This is a genomic window from Prevotella sp. E13-27, assembly GCF_023217965.1.
Taxonomy (GTDB): domain Bacteria; phylum Bacteroidota; class Bacteroidia; order Bacteroidales; family Bacteroidaceae; genus Prevotella.
In genome coordinates this window covers 166,077-180,053 of sequence record NZ_JALPSC010000001.1, presented here as the reverse complement: position 1 = coordinate 180,053, position 13,977 = coordinate 166,077, and the positions used below count along the sequence as shown (strand labels likewise).

Annotated in this window: 12 protein-coding genes; 2 read left to right on the top strand and 10 right to left on the bottom strand. The window is 47.9% G+C overall.

Translation table 11 applies throughout. The annotated features are described in order from the left end of the window. Window positions 1-203 precede the first annotated feature (203 nt). Both M1L52_RS00800 and M1L52_RS00795 read left to right on the top strand, forming a co-directional pair. Complete coding sequence (locus M1L52_RS00800; RefSeq protein ID WP_248612933.1) at window positions 204-1,493, top strand: O-acetylhomoserine aminocarboxypropyltransferase/cysteine synthase family protein; 1,290 nt, start codon at window positions 204-206, stop codon at window positions 1,491-1,493. Window positions 1,494-1,520: 27 nt separating this feature from the next. After that, complete coding sequence (locus tag M1L52_RS00795) at window positions 1,521-2,165, top strand: helix-turn-helix transcriptional regulator (RefSeq protein WP_248612932.1); 645 nt, start codon at window positions 1,521-1,523, stop codon at window positions 2,163-2,165. Between the two features lies 1 nt (window position 2,166). Here the strand turns inward: M1L52_RS00795 and M1L52_RS00790 are convergent, their stop codons facing one another. The 10 genes from M1L52_RS00790 to M1L52_RS00745 all read right to left on the bottom strand — a co-directional run bounded on the left by M1L52_RS00790 (window position 2,167) and on the right by M1L52_RS00745 (window position 13,919). Then, window positions 2,167-3,381 (bottom strand): anaerobic sulfatase-maturation protein, encoded by a 1,215-nt coding sequence (locus tag M1L52_RS00790; RefSeq protein ID WP_248612931.1) that lies wholly within the window; start codon window positions 3,379-3,381, stop codon window positions 2,167-2,169. Continuing rightward, window positions 3,378-4,682, bottom strand: a complete 1,305-nt coding sequence (locus M1L52_RS00785) for a type II toxin-antitoxin system HipA family toxin (protein WP_248612930.1) — start codon at window positions 4,680-4,682, stop codon at window positions 3,378-3,380. Before M1L52_RS00785 ends, M1L52_RS00790 begins: the two co-directional genes overlap by 4 nt. After that, a complete protein-coding gene (locus tag M1L52_RS00780) occupies window positions 4,679-4,987 on the bottom strand; it encodes a helix-turn-helix domain-containing protein (protein ID WP_248612929.1) in 309 nt (102 codons plus the stop codon). The genes M1L52_RS00785 and M1L52_RS00780 overlap by 4 nt, the downstream gene beginning before the upstream one ends. A gap of 236 nt (window positions 4,988-5,223) precedes the next feature. Next, window positions 5,224-5,400 carry a hypothetical protein gene (locus tag M1L52_RS00775; RefSeq protein WP_248612928.1) on the bottom strand — a complete coding sequence of 59 codons (177 nt, stop codon included), beginning with the start codon at window positions 5,398-5,400 and terminating at the stop codon, window positions 5,224-5,226. Between the two features lie 274 nt (window positions 5,401-5,674). Further along, window positions 5,675-6,556, bottom strand: coding sequence for a carbohydrate kinase family protein (locus tag M1L52_RS00770; RefSeq protein WP_248612927.1), 882 nt, complete (start codon window positions 6,554-6,556; stop codon window positions 5,675-5,677). A gap of 81 nt (window positions 6,557-6,637) precedes the next feature. Further along, entirely contained in the window at window positions 6,638-7,798 is a 1,161-nt protein-coding gene (locus M1L52_RS00765; protein WP_248612926.1) for an MFS transporter, read from the bottom strand. A 51-nt stretch (window positions 7,799-7,849) separates the two neighbouring features. Next, the gene (locus tag M1L52_RS00760) at window positions 7,850-9,508 is read right to left on the bottom strand and encodes a DUF4980 domain-containing protein (protein ID WP_248612925.1); all 1,659 of its coding nucleotides are present in this window, start codon (window positions 9,506-9,508) and stop codon (window positions 7,850-7,852) included. Between the two features lie 233 nt (window positions 9,509-9,741). Continuing rightward, on the bottom strand, window positions 9,742-10,728 hold the full coding sequence (locus M1L52_RS00755; protein WP_248612924.1) for a hypothetical protein: 987 nt from the start codon (window positions 10,726-10,728) through the stop codon (window positions 9,742-9,744). A gap of 13 nt (window positions 10,729-10,741) precedes the next feature. After that, complete coding sequence (locus M1L52_RS00750; RefSeq protein WP_248612923.1) at window positions 10,742-12,436, bottom strand: glycoside hydrolase family 32 protein; 1,695 nt, start codon at window positions 12,434-12,436, stop codon at window positions 10,742-10,744. A gap of 58 nt (window positions 12,437-12,494) precedes the next feature. Next, window positions 12,495-13,919, bottom strand: coding sequence for a DUF4960 domain-containing protein (locus M1L52_RS00745; RefSeq protein ID WP_248612922.1), 1,425 nt, complete (start codon window positions 13,917-13,919; stop codon window positions 12,495-12,497). Between the last annotated feature and the right edge of the window lie 58 nt (window positions 13,920-13,977).

Below are 13,977 nucleotides of genomic sequence, written 5' to 3'. Positions count from 1 at the left end.
CAAAAATAGGTAATTTTTCTGTATTTGGCAAGAAATTTGGTGGATATTTCTAAAGTCCGTACCTTTGCATCGTGATTAGTCGTTTAGGAGATTAGTCGTTTGGTTGTTTAGGAATAACACAAACTGCCATCGGTTACTTCTCCAAACGACCAAACGACAAGACAACCAAATAACCAAATTAAATAAAAGAAAGGAAAAAGATTATGGCACAGAACAAGAATTACCGTTTCGAGACTTTGCAACTCCACGTAGGCCAAGAACAGGCTGACCCCGCAACCGATGCACGCGCCGTGCCCATCTATCAGACCACGTCGTATGTGTTCCGTAATTCACAGCATGCTGCCGACCGCTTTGGTCTGCGTGATGCAGGTAATATTTATGGTCGTCTGACCAACTCTACCCAGGGAGTGTTTGAAGACCGTGTGGCTGCCCTCGAGGGTGGAGTGGCTGGTCTGGCTGTAGCCTCAGGTGCAGCTGCTATCACCTATGCCTTGCAGAACATTGTGCAGGCTGGCGATCATATCGTGGCTGCCGACAACCTTTATGGTGGCTCTTACAACCTAATTACACATACGCTGGCTACACAGGGCATTACAAACACCATTATTAACGTGAATGACCTTGACGCTCTTGAAGCCGCTATCAAACCCAACACTAAAGTAGTATATGCCGAGACCTTCGGCAACCCCAACTCTGATGTGCTCGACCTTGAGGGCGTGGCAGCAGTAGCCCACAAGCACGGCATCCCATTTATTGTCGATAACACTTTTGGAACACCTTATCTCATCCGTCCGTTGGAGCATGGTGCAGATATTGTTGTGCATTCTGCCACCAAGTTCCTGGGCGGCCACGGCACCAGCCTCGGTGGTGTGATTGTAGATGGAGGTAAGTTCGACTGGAAACAGAACGACAAGTTCCCAACACTCTCTAAGCCCGATCCCTCTTATCATGGTATCGTTTTCGCTGATGCCGTAGGTGCTGCCGCTTACGTCACACGTATCCGTGCCGTCATCCTGCGCGATACTGGTGCTGCTATCTCACCCTTCAACGCCTTCATCTTGTTGCAGGGTGTAGAGACACTGAGCCTGCGCGTAGAGCGTCATGTAGAGAACGCCCTGAAGGTGGTTGATTTCCTCGCCAATCATCCAAAGGTGGCTAAGGTTAACCATCCTGCTCTTGAGAGTCATCATGACCACAAACTTTATCAGAAGTACTTCCCCAACGGTGGTGGCTCTATCTTCACCTTCGAGATAAAGGGTGGTCAGGAAGAGGCTTGGAAGTTTATCGATGCCCTGCAGATCTTCTCACTCTTGGCCAATGTGGCCGACGTTAAGAGTCTGGTGATTCATCCATACACCACCACCCACTCTCAGCTCTCGCCTGAGGAACTGGCTGAACAGCACATCACACCCTCTACCATCCGCTTGAGCATCGGTACCGAGCACATCGACGATATTATTGAGGATTTGTCTCAGGCGCTTGACCAGATATAAAAAAATCTTCGTAACTTTGCAGATGATATGAGAAACTTTATCTTAGCAGACAATCAGGAACTGACACGCTTCGCACTGGAGAGCCTTCTTCAGCAGGACGAAACAGCATTGGTTTATCGAGCCTTCGACAGGGTAGGACTGGTATCCCTTCTCAAAGAACATGAGAGTGCCATTGTTATTCTCGACTATACGCTGTTCGACTTCGCCGATGAGGATCAGCTCCTGATTGTCGCTGAGCGTTTCTCACTATCGCAGTGGGTGCTTATAAGCGATGAGCTGACTTCTCGTTTTCTCCGTCGTGTTGTTTATTCCTCACACCAGTTTAGCGTCGTTTTCAAGGATGGCCCTTTACAGGAGGTGCGTGAAGCTTTGCAAGCTGCCAGTCGTCATAACCGCTATATCAGTCAGCGTGCACTAGAGGTGATTATCAGTCAACAGCAGGATGATGATGAGCAACCCAGTGTGTTGACAGCCACTGAGACGGAAATTGTGAAGGCCATAGCTCAGGGTAAGACAACCAAGGAGATTGCCAGCGAGCGCTTCTCGAGCATTCACACTATCACCACTCATCGTAAGAACATCTTCCGTAAGCTGGGTGTGAACACTGCTCATGAGGTTGTGAAATATGCCCTGCGAGCAGGACTGATAGACTCCTCCGAGTTCTATATCTGATTCAGAACAATTGGCTCATCACGTTGGCAGGCGCCCTGTCGTTGTCCAGCTCCTGTTTCATAAATGCGAAATAGGGTGCTGAATGCTCAAAGAACTTATGATAGCCCGCACATAGGTAGTTCAGTCCAGGGTTGCCGTAACGGTCTTTTACGAATCGGTTTCTTGGACATTCTCCATTGCAGATTCTGTTAAATTTACATTCGCGACATTGCTGAGGCAGTGTCGCTCTTTTGTTCCTTCCGAATGTCGTCTGCCGTTCGCCGTAGAGCATCTCCGTGAGTGTCTCTTTGTTGATGTTGCCCAGTTTATATTCTGGGAATACGAAGTGGTCGCAGCTATACAGGTCGCCATTATACTCCATCACGTTGGCATGACCGCAACTCTCTGACATTGAGCATATGCCTGGTTCTATACCTGCATAATTGGCCAGTGTGGCATCAAACAACTGTATGAAATACGTGCCTACATCCTTGCGCACCCACTCGTCGAATAGCTCACAGAGGAAACGACCCCATTGCTCTGGTGTGACTGAGAAATCGGCCAGCGCCAACTCTTCACTGTCTGTCAGCGATGCCAGATGGCGTCCGTCCTCGTGTCCTTTGATGCGCTCCACCACGGGCGTAAACTGGATATAGTGGCATCCTATATCCTTGAAGAAATGATAGAACCCCAGTGGTGCCTCCGCATTCAGGTTATTCACCACAGCCATCGCGTTCCAATCTACGCCATGTCTGTTGAGAATGTCTATGCCCTTCATCACCTGATGGAACGATGGCCCTCCGTTTCGACTCTTTCGATAGGCATCGTGATAGGGTTGTGGACCGTCTATCGATACCCCCACCAGCATGTTATGTCGCTTGAAAAATGCTGCCCATTCATCATCTATCAGTGTGCCGTTGGTCTGAAAGCAGTTGTTGATGGTTCTTCCTCTGCCATACTGCTGTTGTAGGCGGATAGCCTTCTCATAGAAACTGATGGGGCGCATCAGCGGTTCTCCCCCATGCCAGGTAAAGAGAATCTCATTCATGGTCTGCGCCTCTATATACTGACGTGTGAATCGCTCCAACAGTTCGTCGCTCATCACGTGGCGCGCGTCATCCCTATACAGATTCTTCTTCTCCGTATAGTAGCAGTATTTGCACGCCAGGTTACACGATGCTCCTACTGCCTTCGCCATCACATACATGGGATGTGAGAAAGGGGCTATGATGCTCATTCTTTTATGACTTGAAGAAACAGCGCTGTGTTGTTCTCTTCATTCCATTCGCCCCAAGCTTTCAAATGGGCGATGATAGTAGTTTCTACTCGGCCTGTCCATTCATCAGATACACCGTTTTTCTTTGCCAGCGACCTGAATGTCGACACTGCCGTAGCTACTTTATTAATGATGGATTTAGGCGCACGGATACCATTTTCGCTTGCAAACGAAATGATATCGTCGAGTGTGATGTCCTGATATTTGCCGCCAATCATCAGGCAATGCTCCTTGTTGGGAAGATAACCGCCTGAGTCAAAGATATAGGTCATATCATAGGCAGGCGATAGGCGCCACCTGCCTTGGCGATCCATGATGAACGTAAAGTTCTTATGGTGGTCATCGGTGTTGTTGGCCAATATGTTGAACACCATACGGCGAAAGAGTTCTTGGCAATCCACTTCTGGTAGATGCAACTTGCGACATACAGCGAAAAGCTTTTCGTAGGAGTCGGCTTCTGGATCCATCGCTGCTAATGTCTGCGTGTGCAGTTTCCCGTTCTCATCACGATCAAATCGCTTGGTGAGGAAATGTTTTGTTCCATCCACCTCAAGCATTCTGGACTCCATCATGCTAATGCCAGCTGCCAATGCCATTTCGTAATAGGTCTGCTCCAACTCTGCAGACGAACGTCTATTGTCTCCAAACTTCAGGATATAGTAATCGTAGCTAGATTCTAAATCCACCTGACCGCTACGAATCTCACCAGTCTCACGATTCATGGCAATAATCCCCTTGGGCTGACGTCCACCAGCAGAGGTGCCAACGGATATCAACGATTGTAAAGTCAATGACTCATCAGGCAATATTCTCACGTTTTCGCGTTCGATGGCAATCTTTTCAGCTAGATCTGCCAATGCCTTGATGTCAATCTTGTCGTTCATTGTGCCTCGCTCTATTTCAGGAACGAATTCTAAGGCGCCCATACCACGTCTGCCAATGAATGCCAACTTCTCCAAAGAGGTAACACTCCTTTCTGTCAGTATGTTTTCTTTTCGCCACTGTTCAAAGAGTTGGTTACCCCATGCATCTGGCAGGGAGTCGGCTATAAACGACGGCAGTTTCTGATAAATACGTTCTGCTTCACCAAAGATGGCACGTGTACTCAATGGATGATGAATTGAGGCAGCAAGCGGAGCTACATCCAAAGAACCTTTCAGGAACTCTGGATTATAGACGAAAAAGGTTGTCTTTCTGGCATCATTCCACGACAAACGACCAATCTCCTGCCCCCATAGAAATACCTTTAACACCTCTCTCATACTTTCTTATGCCTTACACGTTGAATCTTCTTGGTCTCTTTATATAAATAAGGAGACTCTGGCTGTTCTGGCATCAGCTCATTCAGGTCGTTGATGCAGCCCACTGCCTTCATCAGTAGCAGGAACGTGCTGAGCGAGATATTTGTTACCGTACCATTCTCAAACCGATAGACACTTAGCACGGAAAGACCAGCCATCTCTGCCACCTCTTTCTGTGTCATATTAGCTCTGAGTCGATAGTCCTTAAAACGACTGCCAAGCATCCTCACCAGTTCTGGTGCTGAATAGTCAGAATAATCCCCCATAATTTATATTACATTTATGATAATTTAGACTAGAAAATTTGATATAATACTACAATATTGTATATTTACGGTTACAAAAATACAAGAAGTTTTAGAATACACAAAACTTTTCCATAAAAAGTTTGTGTTTTCTTGTGATTCCACAAGACAAGAACCTTCAAATATGGGCGAGGGAATGTAAAAAGCAATCGGTTTGAGTCTGACTCAAACCGATTGTTTTTTGCATTGTGATTGTTTTACTTTATCAAAACTTTGCGGCCTTGGATGATGTTCAGACCCTTTGCCGGACTGTTGATTCGTTGACCGTTCATATTGTAGATGATGGGAGCGTTGCCATTAGTCTTCGTCATGAATACCTGATCGATACCCACCTCTTCATCTGTGAGAGGAACGACAGCCTTGAACTTGCCCATACCTCATGGTTCTTATAATTGTTCACGGATTCAGCAGGTACATGCAACGTCACATAATCAATATACGAACGTATTAAGCGTTGATAATCAGCAACTTCCTCGTTAAATGGTAGAAAAGTGAATTGACGAATTTGAAATGTGCAAAAACGGGAGCAGATTTAACGAATTTAACCTTCATTAAAAGGTGCGTACGTTTAATAGGCTACAACAATTGCACTAAAAACGCCAGAACAAACATGGTATGTGTTCTGGCGTTGAATGAAATAGGATTGCTTTATTTCAGTAGTTCTTCTGGATAGGTTGGCATGGCTCCATTCTGTGTGCAGACGTAGGCGGAGACCTGAACGGCTGTGCTATGTGCTTCGGGCACAGATTTTCCATTGAGAATGCTACCTACGAACGAACCAGTGAAAGAGTCGCCAGCACCTACGGTATCGGCCACCTTGACCTTTGGTGTTTCCTGGAAGGACACATGACCAGGGGTGAATACGTAGCTACCGTTAGTGCCGCAGGTAAGCACAAGCATGTCAAGGTTGTACTTGCCCAGGATGAGCCAGCACTTGTTCTCGATGTCGAGGCCGGGATAGCCGAACATGCGGCCAATGAGCACCAGTTCCTCATCGTTAATCTTCAGGATGTTGCAACGCTGGAATGACTCACGCAGAATCTCTTGCGTATAGAATTGTTGGCGTAGGTTGATATCAAAAATCTTCAGGCAGTCATCAGGAGTGGCATCGAGAAACTTCTGAATGGTCTCACGGCTGACCACATTACGCTGGGCCAGAGAGCCGAAGCACACGGCACGGCAGTTACGGGCAATCTCGGCGATGTCGTCGTCGAAAGGGATGTTGTCCCATGCCACGTTCTCCTTGATGTCGTACGTGGGGATGCCCTGCTCGTCAAGCTGTACCTGCACAGTACCAGTAGGGTAGGGCACACGTGGTAGTAGGTCGTTCAGACCGTGCTCCTTCAAGGCCTCGATGGTCTCGTCGGCCAGTTTATCCTCGCCGAGTGCGCTGACTGCTATGGTGTTGTTCATGCCTAAGAACTGCCCGGCATGATAGGCGAAGTTAGCGGGTGCGCCACCCAGTTTCTTACCTTCAGGAAGTACATCCCACAGGACTTCTCCGAGTCCTACTACATAACGTTTGTTCATATTCTATGCGGTTTTTAATTAAACTTCGTTTTTGTTCTCTCGCCATAACATAGTCCGAACAAGTTCGGCTCTGTACATGACTTATCGAGAACATTGTTTGATATACATAAAGAGATACACGACACCTACGGCCATCACCAGCACGGCGCCGGCCTGTCCCATGGCGTCGCTCAGTAATCCCATGAAGAGCGGGAAGATGGTGCCGCCGAAGAGACCCATAATCATCAGACCTGACACCTCGTTCTGCTTCGTGGGCATCGACTCAAGGGCGGTGGCGAAGCACATAGAGAAGACGTTGGAGTTACCGTAGCCTACGAGGGCAATGGCGGCGTAGAGTATCCATTTCTCTGTACCTACAAACAGGCCACACATCGACAGAGCCATCATGCAGACAGAGATGATGAAGAACGTCCGCATCTTCAGCACACGCAGGAAGAACGAGCCCGTCAGACAGCCAATGGTACGGAAGATGAAGTAGAGGCTTGTGGCAAAGGCTGCCTCGTTGAGCGTCATGCCCAGACGCTCCATCAGGATTTTCGGAGCTGTGGTGTTTGTGCCCACGTCGATGCCCACATGGCACATAATGCCGAGGAACGACAGCAGCACGATGGGGGTGCCCAAAAGTTTGAAGCACTCCGCAAACGTCGAGGGCTTACCCTCGATAGGTTGCTCCTCGATGGGTGTTACGAAGAGCAGAATGGTGGAGAGTATGCCTACGACGAGGAAGATACCAAACAGCACGCGCCAATTCAGTCCGAACTCAGGGATGACCATCGTGGCACCCCACATGGCCAGATAAGGAGCCGAGAACGAGGCGATGGCCTTAATGAACTGTCCGAAGGTCAGCGTCGAAGCCAGGTTACCGCCACCCATTACTGTTGACACTAGCGGGTTGAGCGAAGTCTGCATCAGGGCGTTGCCGATGCCGAGTAGCGAGAAGGCCACAAGCATGATGCCGAACGACTCGCCAAACAATGGCAATATCAGCGACACCACCGTTACCACGAGCGAGAGCAGCACGGTCTTCTTACGACCGATCTTATTCATCAGCATGCCAGTGGGTACACTGAAGATGAGGAACCAAAAGAAGACGAGCGATGGGAACACATTGGCTACAGAGTCCGTCAGCGCGAGGTCTTCCTTCACATAGTTGGAGGCAATGCCTACCAAGTCCACAAAGCCCATGCAGAAGAAGCAGAGCATCACGGGGATGAAATAAATAGATTTGTTTTGATTACCCATAATATTTCTTTTTTTCTACAACGAATTTAACGAATTGCACGAATCTTTTTATTAATACTTTATCTCGTATATCGTGGCTTTACCACCTTTTATTTTTATATTTGTATATGGTTCTGATGGGAACACCAGGTTGGTCATGGACATCTTGCCTTCTGCATCGAAGGCCTCTATGCTGCATCGGTCAATGAAGAGGCGCAGCTGTTTTATTGTGCCGTAGGTAGGTGCTGTTGTCACACAGGGGAAGGCCTCGCTGAAGCTCAGCTTGCCACTCTTAGTGCGGTCCATTGAGAAGGTCTGCTTTTGGGCATCGTAAACCATAGTGACCTGTTCGCCCTTTGAGTTCGACAGCACAATCTCTGTCATGCTCTTTGTATCTATGATAATCTCACATGCTTCCGTGGGCTTCTTCACCTTCGCACCACGAAGGGTGAGCATCTCTTTTGATGGTACTACGCTGACGTAGGTCTCCTCGCCGCAGGTAAACAGTCCCAAGTCACGGGGAATAGAGTTGCCTGAACGATACTGCTTAGTGGGAACATGGTTAGCATACTGCCAGTTCGACATCCACGCCATCACAACTCTTCTATTTTCTGGTGCATTATAGAACGATACTGTGGCATAATGGTCTTTGCCATAGTCCATCCACTTCGTCACTTTCGGCATAGACTCGCAGGTGAATTTATGACCGTCGAACTGTCCCACGAAATACTGGGTTGCAGAACCTCCAAAGGGACCGCCAGGGTTGATATTGCAGATAAGCACCCATTTATTGTTAATCTTAAATAAATCCGGACATTCCCAAACACCACTATGATTACCATATCCCTTGCCAAACGAACTCTCATATTTCCATTCCTTCAAGTCCTTCGACGAGTAGATACGCATCTCCTGACCAGCGGCCAATATGAGGTTCCATGCTTTGATATCTTCATTCCAGAATGGGCGCGGGTCACGGAAATCTGGTACATCACTGGTGGTTAGTACAGGGTTGCCACTATATTTTTCAAACGTGCGACCACCGTCTTTCGACACAGCCATTGACTGAGTCTGATGCATTCCTGCCGATGTATAGAAAGCCACCACCTCATCGCCATTTGTTACACAGGAACCACTGAAGATGCTGCCCAACCAGTCGGGTTCGAGAGCTATGGGATGTGTTTCCCAGTGAATAAGGTCGCGAGAGGTAGAGTGTCCCCAGTGCATATTCTCCCACTGCGAGCCGTAAGGGTTCCACTGATAATAGAGGTGCCAAGTTCCATCTTTAAAGAACATACCATTAGGGTCATTCATCCAACCATATAGAGGTGTATGGTGGTAAACTGGACGAAAACGCTCACGATTTGTGGTGTCGAAAGTATCAGAGAACTCAATCTCTTTCCAACACACGAACTCGCCAACGGCACCCTTCTGCCGACGGTCGCCGTGAAATTCTATGTCCAGCAACGCAGCACCTTTCAACTCATAAGGCACATAATAATCCACGCGGTCGATAGCCAGTTTCACATTCAGACGCTGAACCATATTATTACTATTGTCCAACACAGCAATCGATGCAATGTCCTCTGCTTCCTGTACAGGCAGCAGCACGAACTTCTTGCCTTGCATCATCTTTAGCATAGCATGGCTGTCGCCTAACACGATGGGTGTCACCTGGGCTTCCATCAATGTGACTGCAAGCAAGACAGTCAATGTAAGCAATACTCTCTTCATGTTCTTTAGTTTTTAGTTATTGATTTAATCTGCTGCAAATTTAGTGTTTGTAATGATCATAGCATATAAATAATGATACAAACAATAAGAAAAATCGTTCGTTGCAACAAAAATATCATAAATAGCAAAAAAATCGCCCAGATAAACCTTCACAGGCATCTGGGCGAACATTCACTGAAAAACAATCTTTTACCTTAATCTAATAACTATAAATAATACTAACTTTTACCTTATTACTTTACCAGTATCTTTTTGCCATTCTTGCCAGATGCTGAGCGGACAATAATCAGACCCTTCTTGAGACCTGCGGAACAAGCGTCTCCTGTAGTCACCGAGCGAGTGGTCTTAGCCACATGCTGGCCAGCGAAGTTGTAGTACTCGGTTACAGTGCTTGCAGGGCGAAGGTTGACCTGCTGAATGGCCGTTACTTCATCGGTGATGATCTCAATGTTGGGACACTTGGCCTTGATGGCTGTCCAGTCCTCTTCCCACCGGCCAGCACCGCTCACGTTGAGCTTGGTGGCTGTAGGAGCCAGCTTAGCGCAGAGCACGGCATAGTCGTCGTAGCGCTCGTTGTGCCAGTCGCCATCCCACGTACACTGATAGTCGCCCTTGCCAATGACACCGGTTACGACGACCTCACCCGTGAGTGAGTTGTCGGCCAGCGAGCGAACGGCTACGTTGTTCACCATCGGTCCTTCCAGCTTGATGTCGTCGATATAGACGGTCTGACCCACGTTGTTCAGTGCATCGCCCTCTTCGAAGGGCCAGATCTCGAGCACGGTATTGTCCGTATCGGCAATCTTGTCGTTGTCAGGTCCTGCGGCAAACTCAAAGGTCAGGATGTTCCACTCGTTGGTGTTGCCGCACCAGAACAGACGACCGGTATTGTAACCGCCGTCACCGTCCTTGACCAGCTTGACCAGCACGTTGTGGTTCACACCCATCTTGATGCGGAGCGTCATGCGGCGCAGACCTTTGAAGTTGACATCGCCCAGGGGCAGGGCAAAGTTGCAGTGCTCTTTGTCCCATCCGCCAGGGTTGTCCTTCAGCGTGAATTTCATGATTTTATTGCCCTCGTCTTCAACGACTGTTGGCTCGGCACGGTCCCAGAAGCCGCCATCGCTGCCCACTTCCTTGTCATCACCATTCCACAGAACGACCTGTGCGTTGCACACTGTTGCTACGAAAAGTGTAGCTAATGATAAAAATTTTCTCATAATAGATAGTTGTTTAATAATTAAATACCTTTATATTGCTCACTGTGATGGAGCCGCCGTAATTGTTGATGCTCCAGCAGTTTTTCTGGATGCCGTAGATGCGCTGAGTGTAGGCGCACACGTCGTTGATATACATCACCATGACAGAGTTGTCGGTGTAGATGTCAATGTTGTAGATATTATCTGACGGACGCTCGAACAAGTAACCGTCAATACCTTCGATGAAGCCTTTTCCATTGACCTTTTCTTCCTCGCCCTTGTCATTCGTCTTTACACGGTAGCCTTCCTGTTCGAAGTTCACCTTGCGTTGATTCTCATTTTCAGGATTAACCACTAACGTATAATAGTATTCAGGATCAGTGCTACGAACGAAAGAAATACCGAACTTGTCCCAGTTGTTTGAGGTCGTGACAGTGAAAGAGATGTGGTTGCAACTGCCGAGGCGGTTGAAAAGTACAAAGGCATCATTACCTGAGAGTGTGCCGTTGTCATAGCCATTGGAGCTCATGACAGAGGTCTCCACTGTTTTGTTATACTTGGCAGCCATAGCAGGAACAGCACCGAGGGTGAGTGTGCCGTTGGCATGCTGGATAATCTTATGGCAGACTAATGCACCGCTCCAATTTGGCTCGTTGCCATCACCGCCACCTACGTTAATGTTTTTCTCATGAGGATCGGCACCAGAGCGAGTAGGACACCATCCCCAGATGTAACGGTCCGTACCGTTAGAAGCTGTTTTGCCAGCATAGAAAGCACGACTGTCAAGCACGCCCTCATGACCATCCTTAGGCCAGTTGGCTCCTGGGTCATTAAAACAATTTTTCAGATTGTCGTATGTAGAAGCCATCATGTATTTCACCTTGCGGCTCCAGTTGGTTTTCACACTCTCACTATAGACGAGATACCAGTAATCGCCCATCTTAAAGATGTCGGGACATTCCAGCATGCGGTCCCAGATCATCTTGAAATGGCCAATATGCTCCCATGACTTCATGTCTGCTGACTTGAACTCAGCGAAGACGGGGTCTCCGCCTGTAGCAGGATATGTGGAGATGACCATGTGGAAGAGACCGTCGTCGGCAACGAACACTTGTGGATCACGGAAATCATTGCTTGAATAGCCGTAGGCAGGACCATTGATTTGCCAAAGTGGATCTTTTGTCCATGTCTTGAAGTCTGTAGATGTGGCACGCATCACCACCTCGCGGTATTTGCAGTTGCCATTATGTCCTGTATAATAAATATAATAGGTGCCGTCTTGCTCGTTGTAATAGCAACAGCCGGTTCCGAGAGCTGCATCTTGCTCATAATCATTATCACCGAAAGGAAGAACCTCGCCAAGCGACTGGTAGTTGCAGCCATCCTGAGTGGAAACGCCCCAAATGGGATGGAAACGATGGCTCAGATTATTGTCGAACTCCTGAAGGTAGAGTACCTTGAAACCACCAGCCTTCTGATCATAGAAAGGCATAGGGTCGCCCACACGGCCGATTTTCGGCGTGTAGTATGTGCCAAAACCCTTATCATCGGTGGGAGAGAATGACGTTGTCGTACCAGCCCAATTGCGATCGGGGTCGCCTGTTATTTCATCGTCGCTGCAGGAGAAAAGGCATAAAGCGAGAAGTAGGCCTATCCCCCAGCCCCTCCCTGTGAGGAAGGGGAGTAAATGCTTCTGCAAGTAGTTATTACGCTTATTATTTGTTTTCATAATAATTCATTATTTATATGTTAAAACTATTGTAAACGAAACTGCTAAAGGGACTAACTCATCTCCCCTCCCCTCGGGAGGGGGTGGGGGTAGGTGTCAAGTAATCGAATGCATTGAGCATGATAGTGCCCATGTTATCGTGATAATTAGACGTATAGGTCGTAGGAGAATTCCAGTCAAAGAGACCTGAACCGAAACAGATTATACCACCCTTGCCGTAGTCGCCGCTATAGGCCTTCAGTTCCCATACTGATACGCTATTGTCGCCAGCTAATGCTCGACCGCCTGTCTTAGACTCAAAAGCATCCTTGCCACTCGCATAAGTATCCCAGAAGCCATACTGTGAGGTTGTATTACAGATGGTGTATCCTTCATCGAGCGTATAAACAGCATTGGCTGCTGCACCAGGATAGGTCTTCATATTCTGCCACAACGGATGAGCAATGTCGTAGGCATAGAAGTGCCAGGGATCAGCTCCCATAAGGTCGGAACCTTCACCATTTCCACCACCCCACACATTGTTAGGATAGGCATCTTCGGGCATGGCACCCAGAGCGATGGCATAGTTAACAGCTGAGCGGCCCAGTATGAAGGCACCGCCTTTCTGCCAGAATTCTTTCATACGAGCCAAAGCGGTCATAGCACCTGTCTCTGCCTCCTTGAAGCCATTATAGTTGCCGTATGACGAGCAGTGACGGTGGAAGAATATGAACTTACACTCGCTCAATGAGATGTTTCCGCTGGCCACATCGCTCCATGAAGCGTATGCCGCATTAGTAATGTTACCTGTAAGCCACTTGGCAGCGGCCTTCTCTTCGTCATTGAGGAGTTCGATATTCTCAGCATCACCAACGAATAGTGCTACAGGATTCTCAATCATGGTAACACTGACGGTATAAGTGTTAGTTGCAGTATTATCGGTAAGGGTAAGCTTGAAAGGCTCTGTGAAGTTGCCTTTAGTTCCACTGGCTGGACTGCAGACAGCATCTTCACTGCACTCCACTTCGAAGGTTGCATTGGTGAGGTCTATGCCGCTATTTGCCATCACGCTGACAGTAACAGTTTTGTCAACCTGATTGATGGCACCTTTAACACCTTCGAGCATGAACAGCTTCAACAAGGCCTCGTCGTTACGCACCGTTACCTGATAGTTCATCTCCAAATCGCCATTGGTCACACGAAGCATGCGGTCGGCATCGAAGTTCAGGTGCTGACCAACTTGGATGTTTGTCTGAGCACCATCTGAAACAATCAGATCGGTTACCACCATGTCGTTAGTCTGTGTAAAATCCACAGGCACCTTGATTTTCAGCAAACGCTTCTCAGTACTAATTGTTGCCTCGTATTTGTTGTTCAGCACGAACCTCTCAACCAGGCATGAACCACTGATGTTGATGCTGCCTGTTGTGTGTTCATCGTCGCTGCAGGCTGTGAACCCACAGATTATGCAAAATGCACAGATAATGCTATATATCGTTTTCATAATTCTCAATTTTCAATTCTCAATTCTTAATCGCATAGCGATAACTCTAAACTCTTAA

What these genes read in the sequence shown, in the direction of transcription:
- M1L52_RS00800 (WP_248612933.1), top strand. Translation starts at nt 204, where the DNA reads ATGGCACAGAACAAGAATTACCGTTTCGAGACTTTGCAACTCCACGTA.
- M1L52_RS00795 (WP_248612932.1), top strand. Translation starts at nt 1,521, where the DNA reads ATGAGAAACTTTATCTTAGCAGACAATCAGGAACTGACACGCTTCGCA.
- M1L52_RS00790 (WP_248612931.1), bottom strand. Translation starts at nt 3,381, where the DNA reads ATGAGCATCATAGCCCCTTTCTCACATCCCATGTATGTGATGGCGAAG.
- M1L52_RS00785 (WP_248612930.1), bottom strand. Translation starts at nt 4,682, where the DNA reads ATGAGAGAGGTGTTAAAGGTATTTCTATGGGGGCAGGAGATTGGTCGT.
- M1L52_RS00780 (WP_248612929.1), bottom strand. Translation starts at nt 4,987, where the DNA reads ATGGGGGATTATTCTGACTATTCAGCACCAGAACTGGTGAGGATGCTT.
- M1L52_RS00775 (WP_248612928.1), bottom strand. Translation starts at nt 5,400, where the DNA reads ATGGGCAAGTTCAAGGCTGTCGTTCCTCTCACAGATGAAGAGGTGGGT.
- M1L52_RS00770 (WP_248612927.1), bottom strand. Translation starts at nt 6,556, where the DNA reads ATGAACAAACGTTATGTAGTAGGACTCGGAGAAGTCCTGTGGGATGTA.
- M1L52_RS00765 (WP_248612926.1), bottom strand. Translation starts at nt 7,798, where the DNA reads ATGGGTAATCAAAACAAATCTATTTATTTCATCCCCGTGATGCTCTGC.
- M1L52_RS00760 (WP_248612925.1), bottom strand. Translation starts at nt 9,508, where the DNA reads ATGAAGAGAGTATTGCTTACATTGACTGTCTTGCTTGCAGTCACATTG.
- M1L52_RS00755 (WP_248612924.1), bottom strand. Translation starts at nt 10,728, where the DNA reads ATGAGAAAATTTTTATCATTAGCTACACTTTTCGTAGCAACAGTGTGC.
- M1L52_RS00750 (WP_248612923.1), bottom strand. Translation starts at nt 12,436, where the DNA reads ATGAAAACAAATAATAAGCGTAATAACTACTTGCAGAAGCATTTACTC.
- M1L52_RS00745 (WP_248612922.1), bottom strand. Translation starts at nt 13,919, where the DNA reads ATGAAAACGATATATAGCATTATCTGTGCATTTTGCATAATCTGTGGG.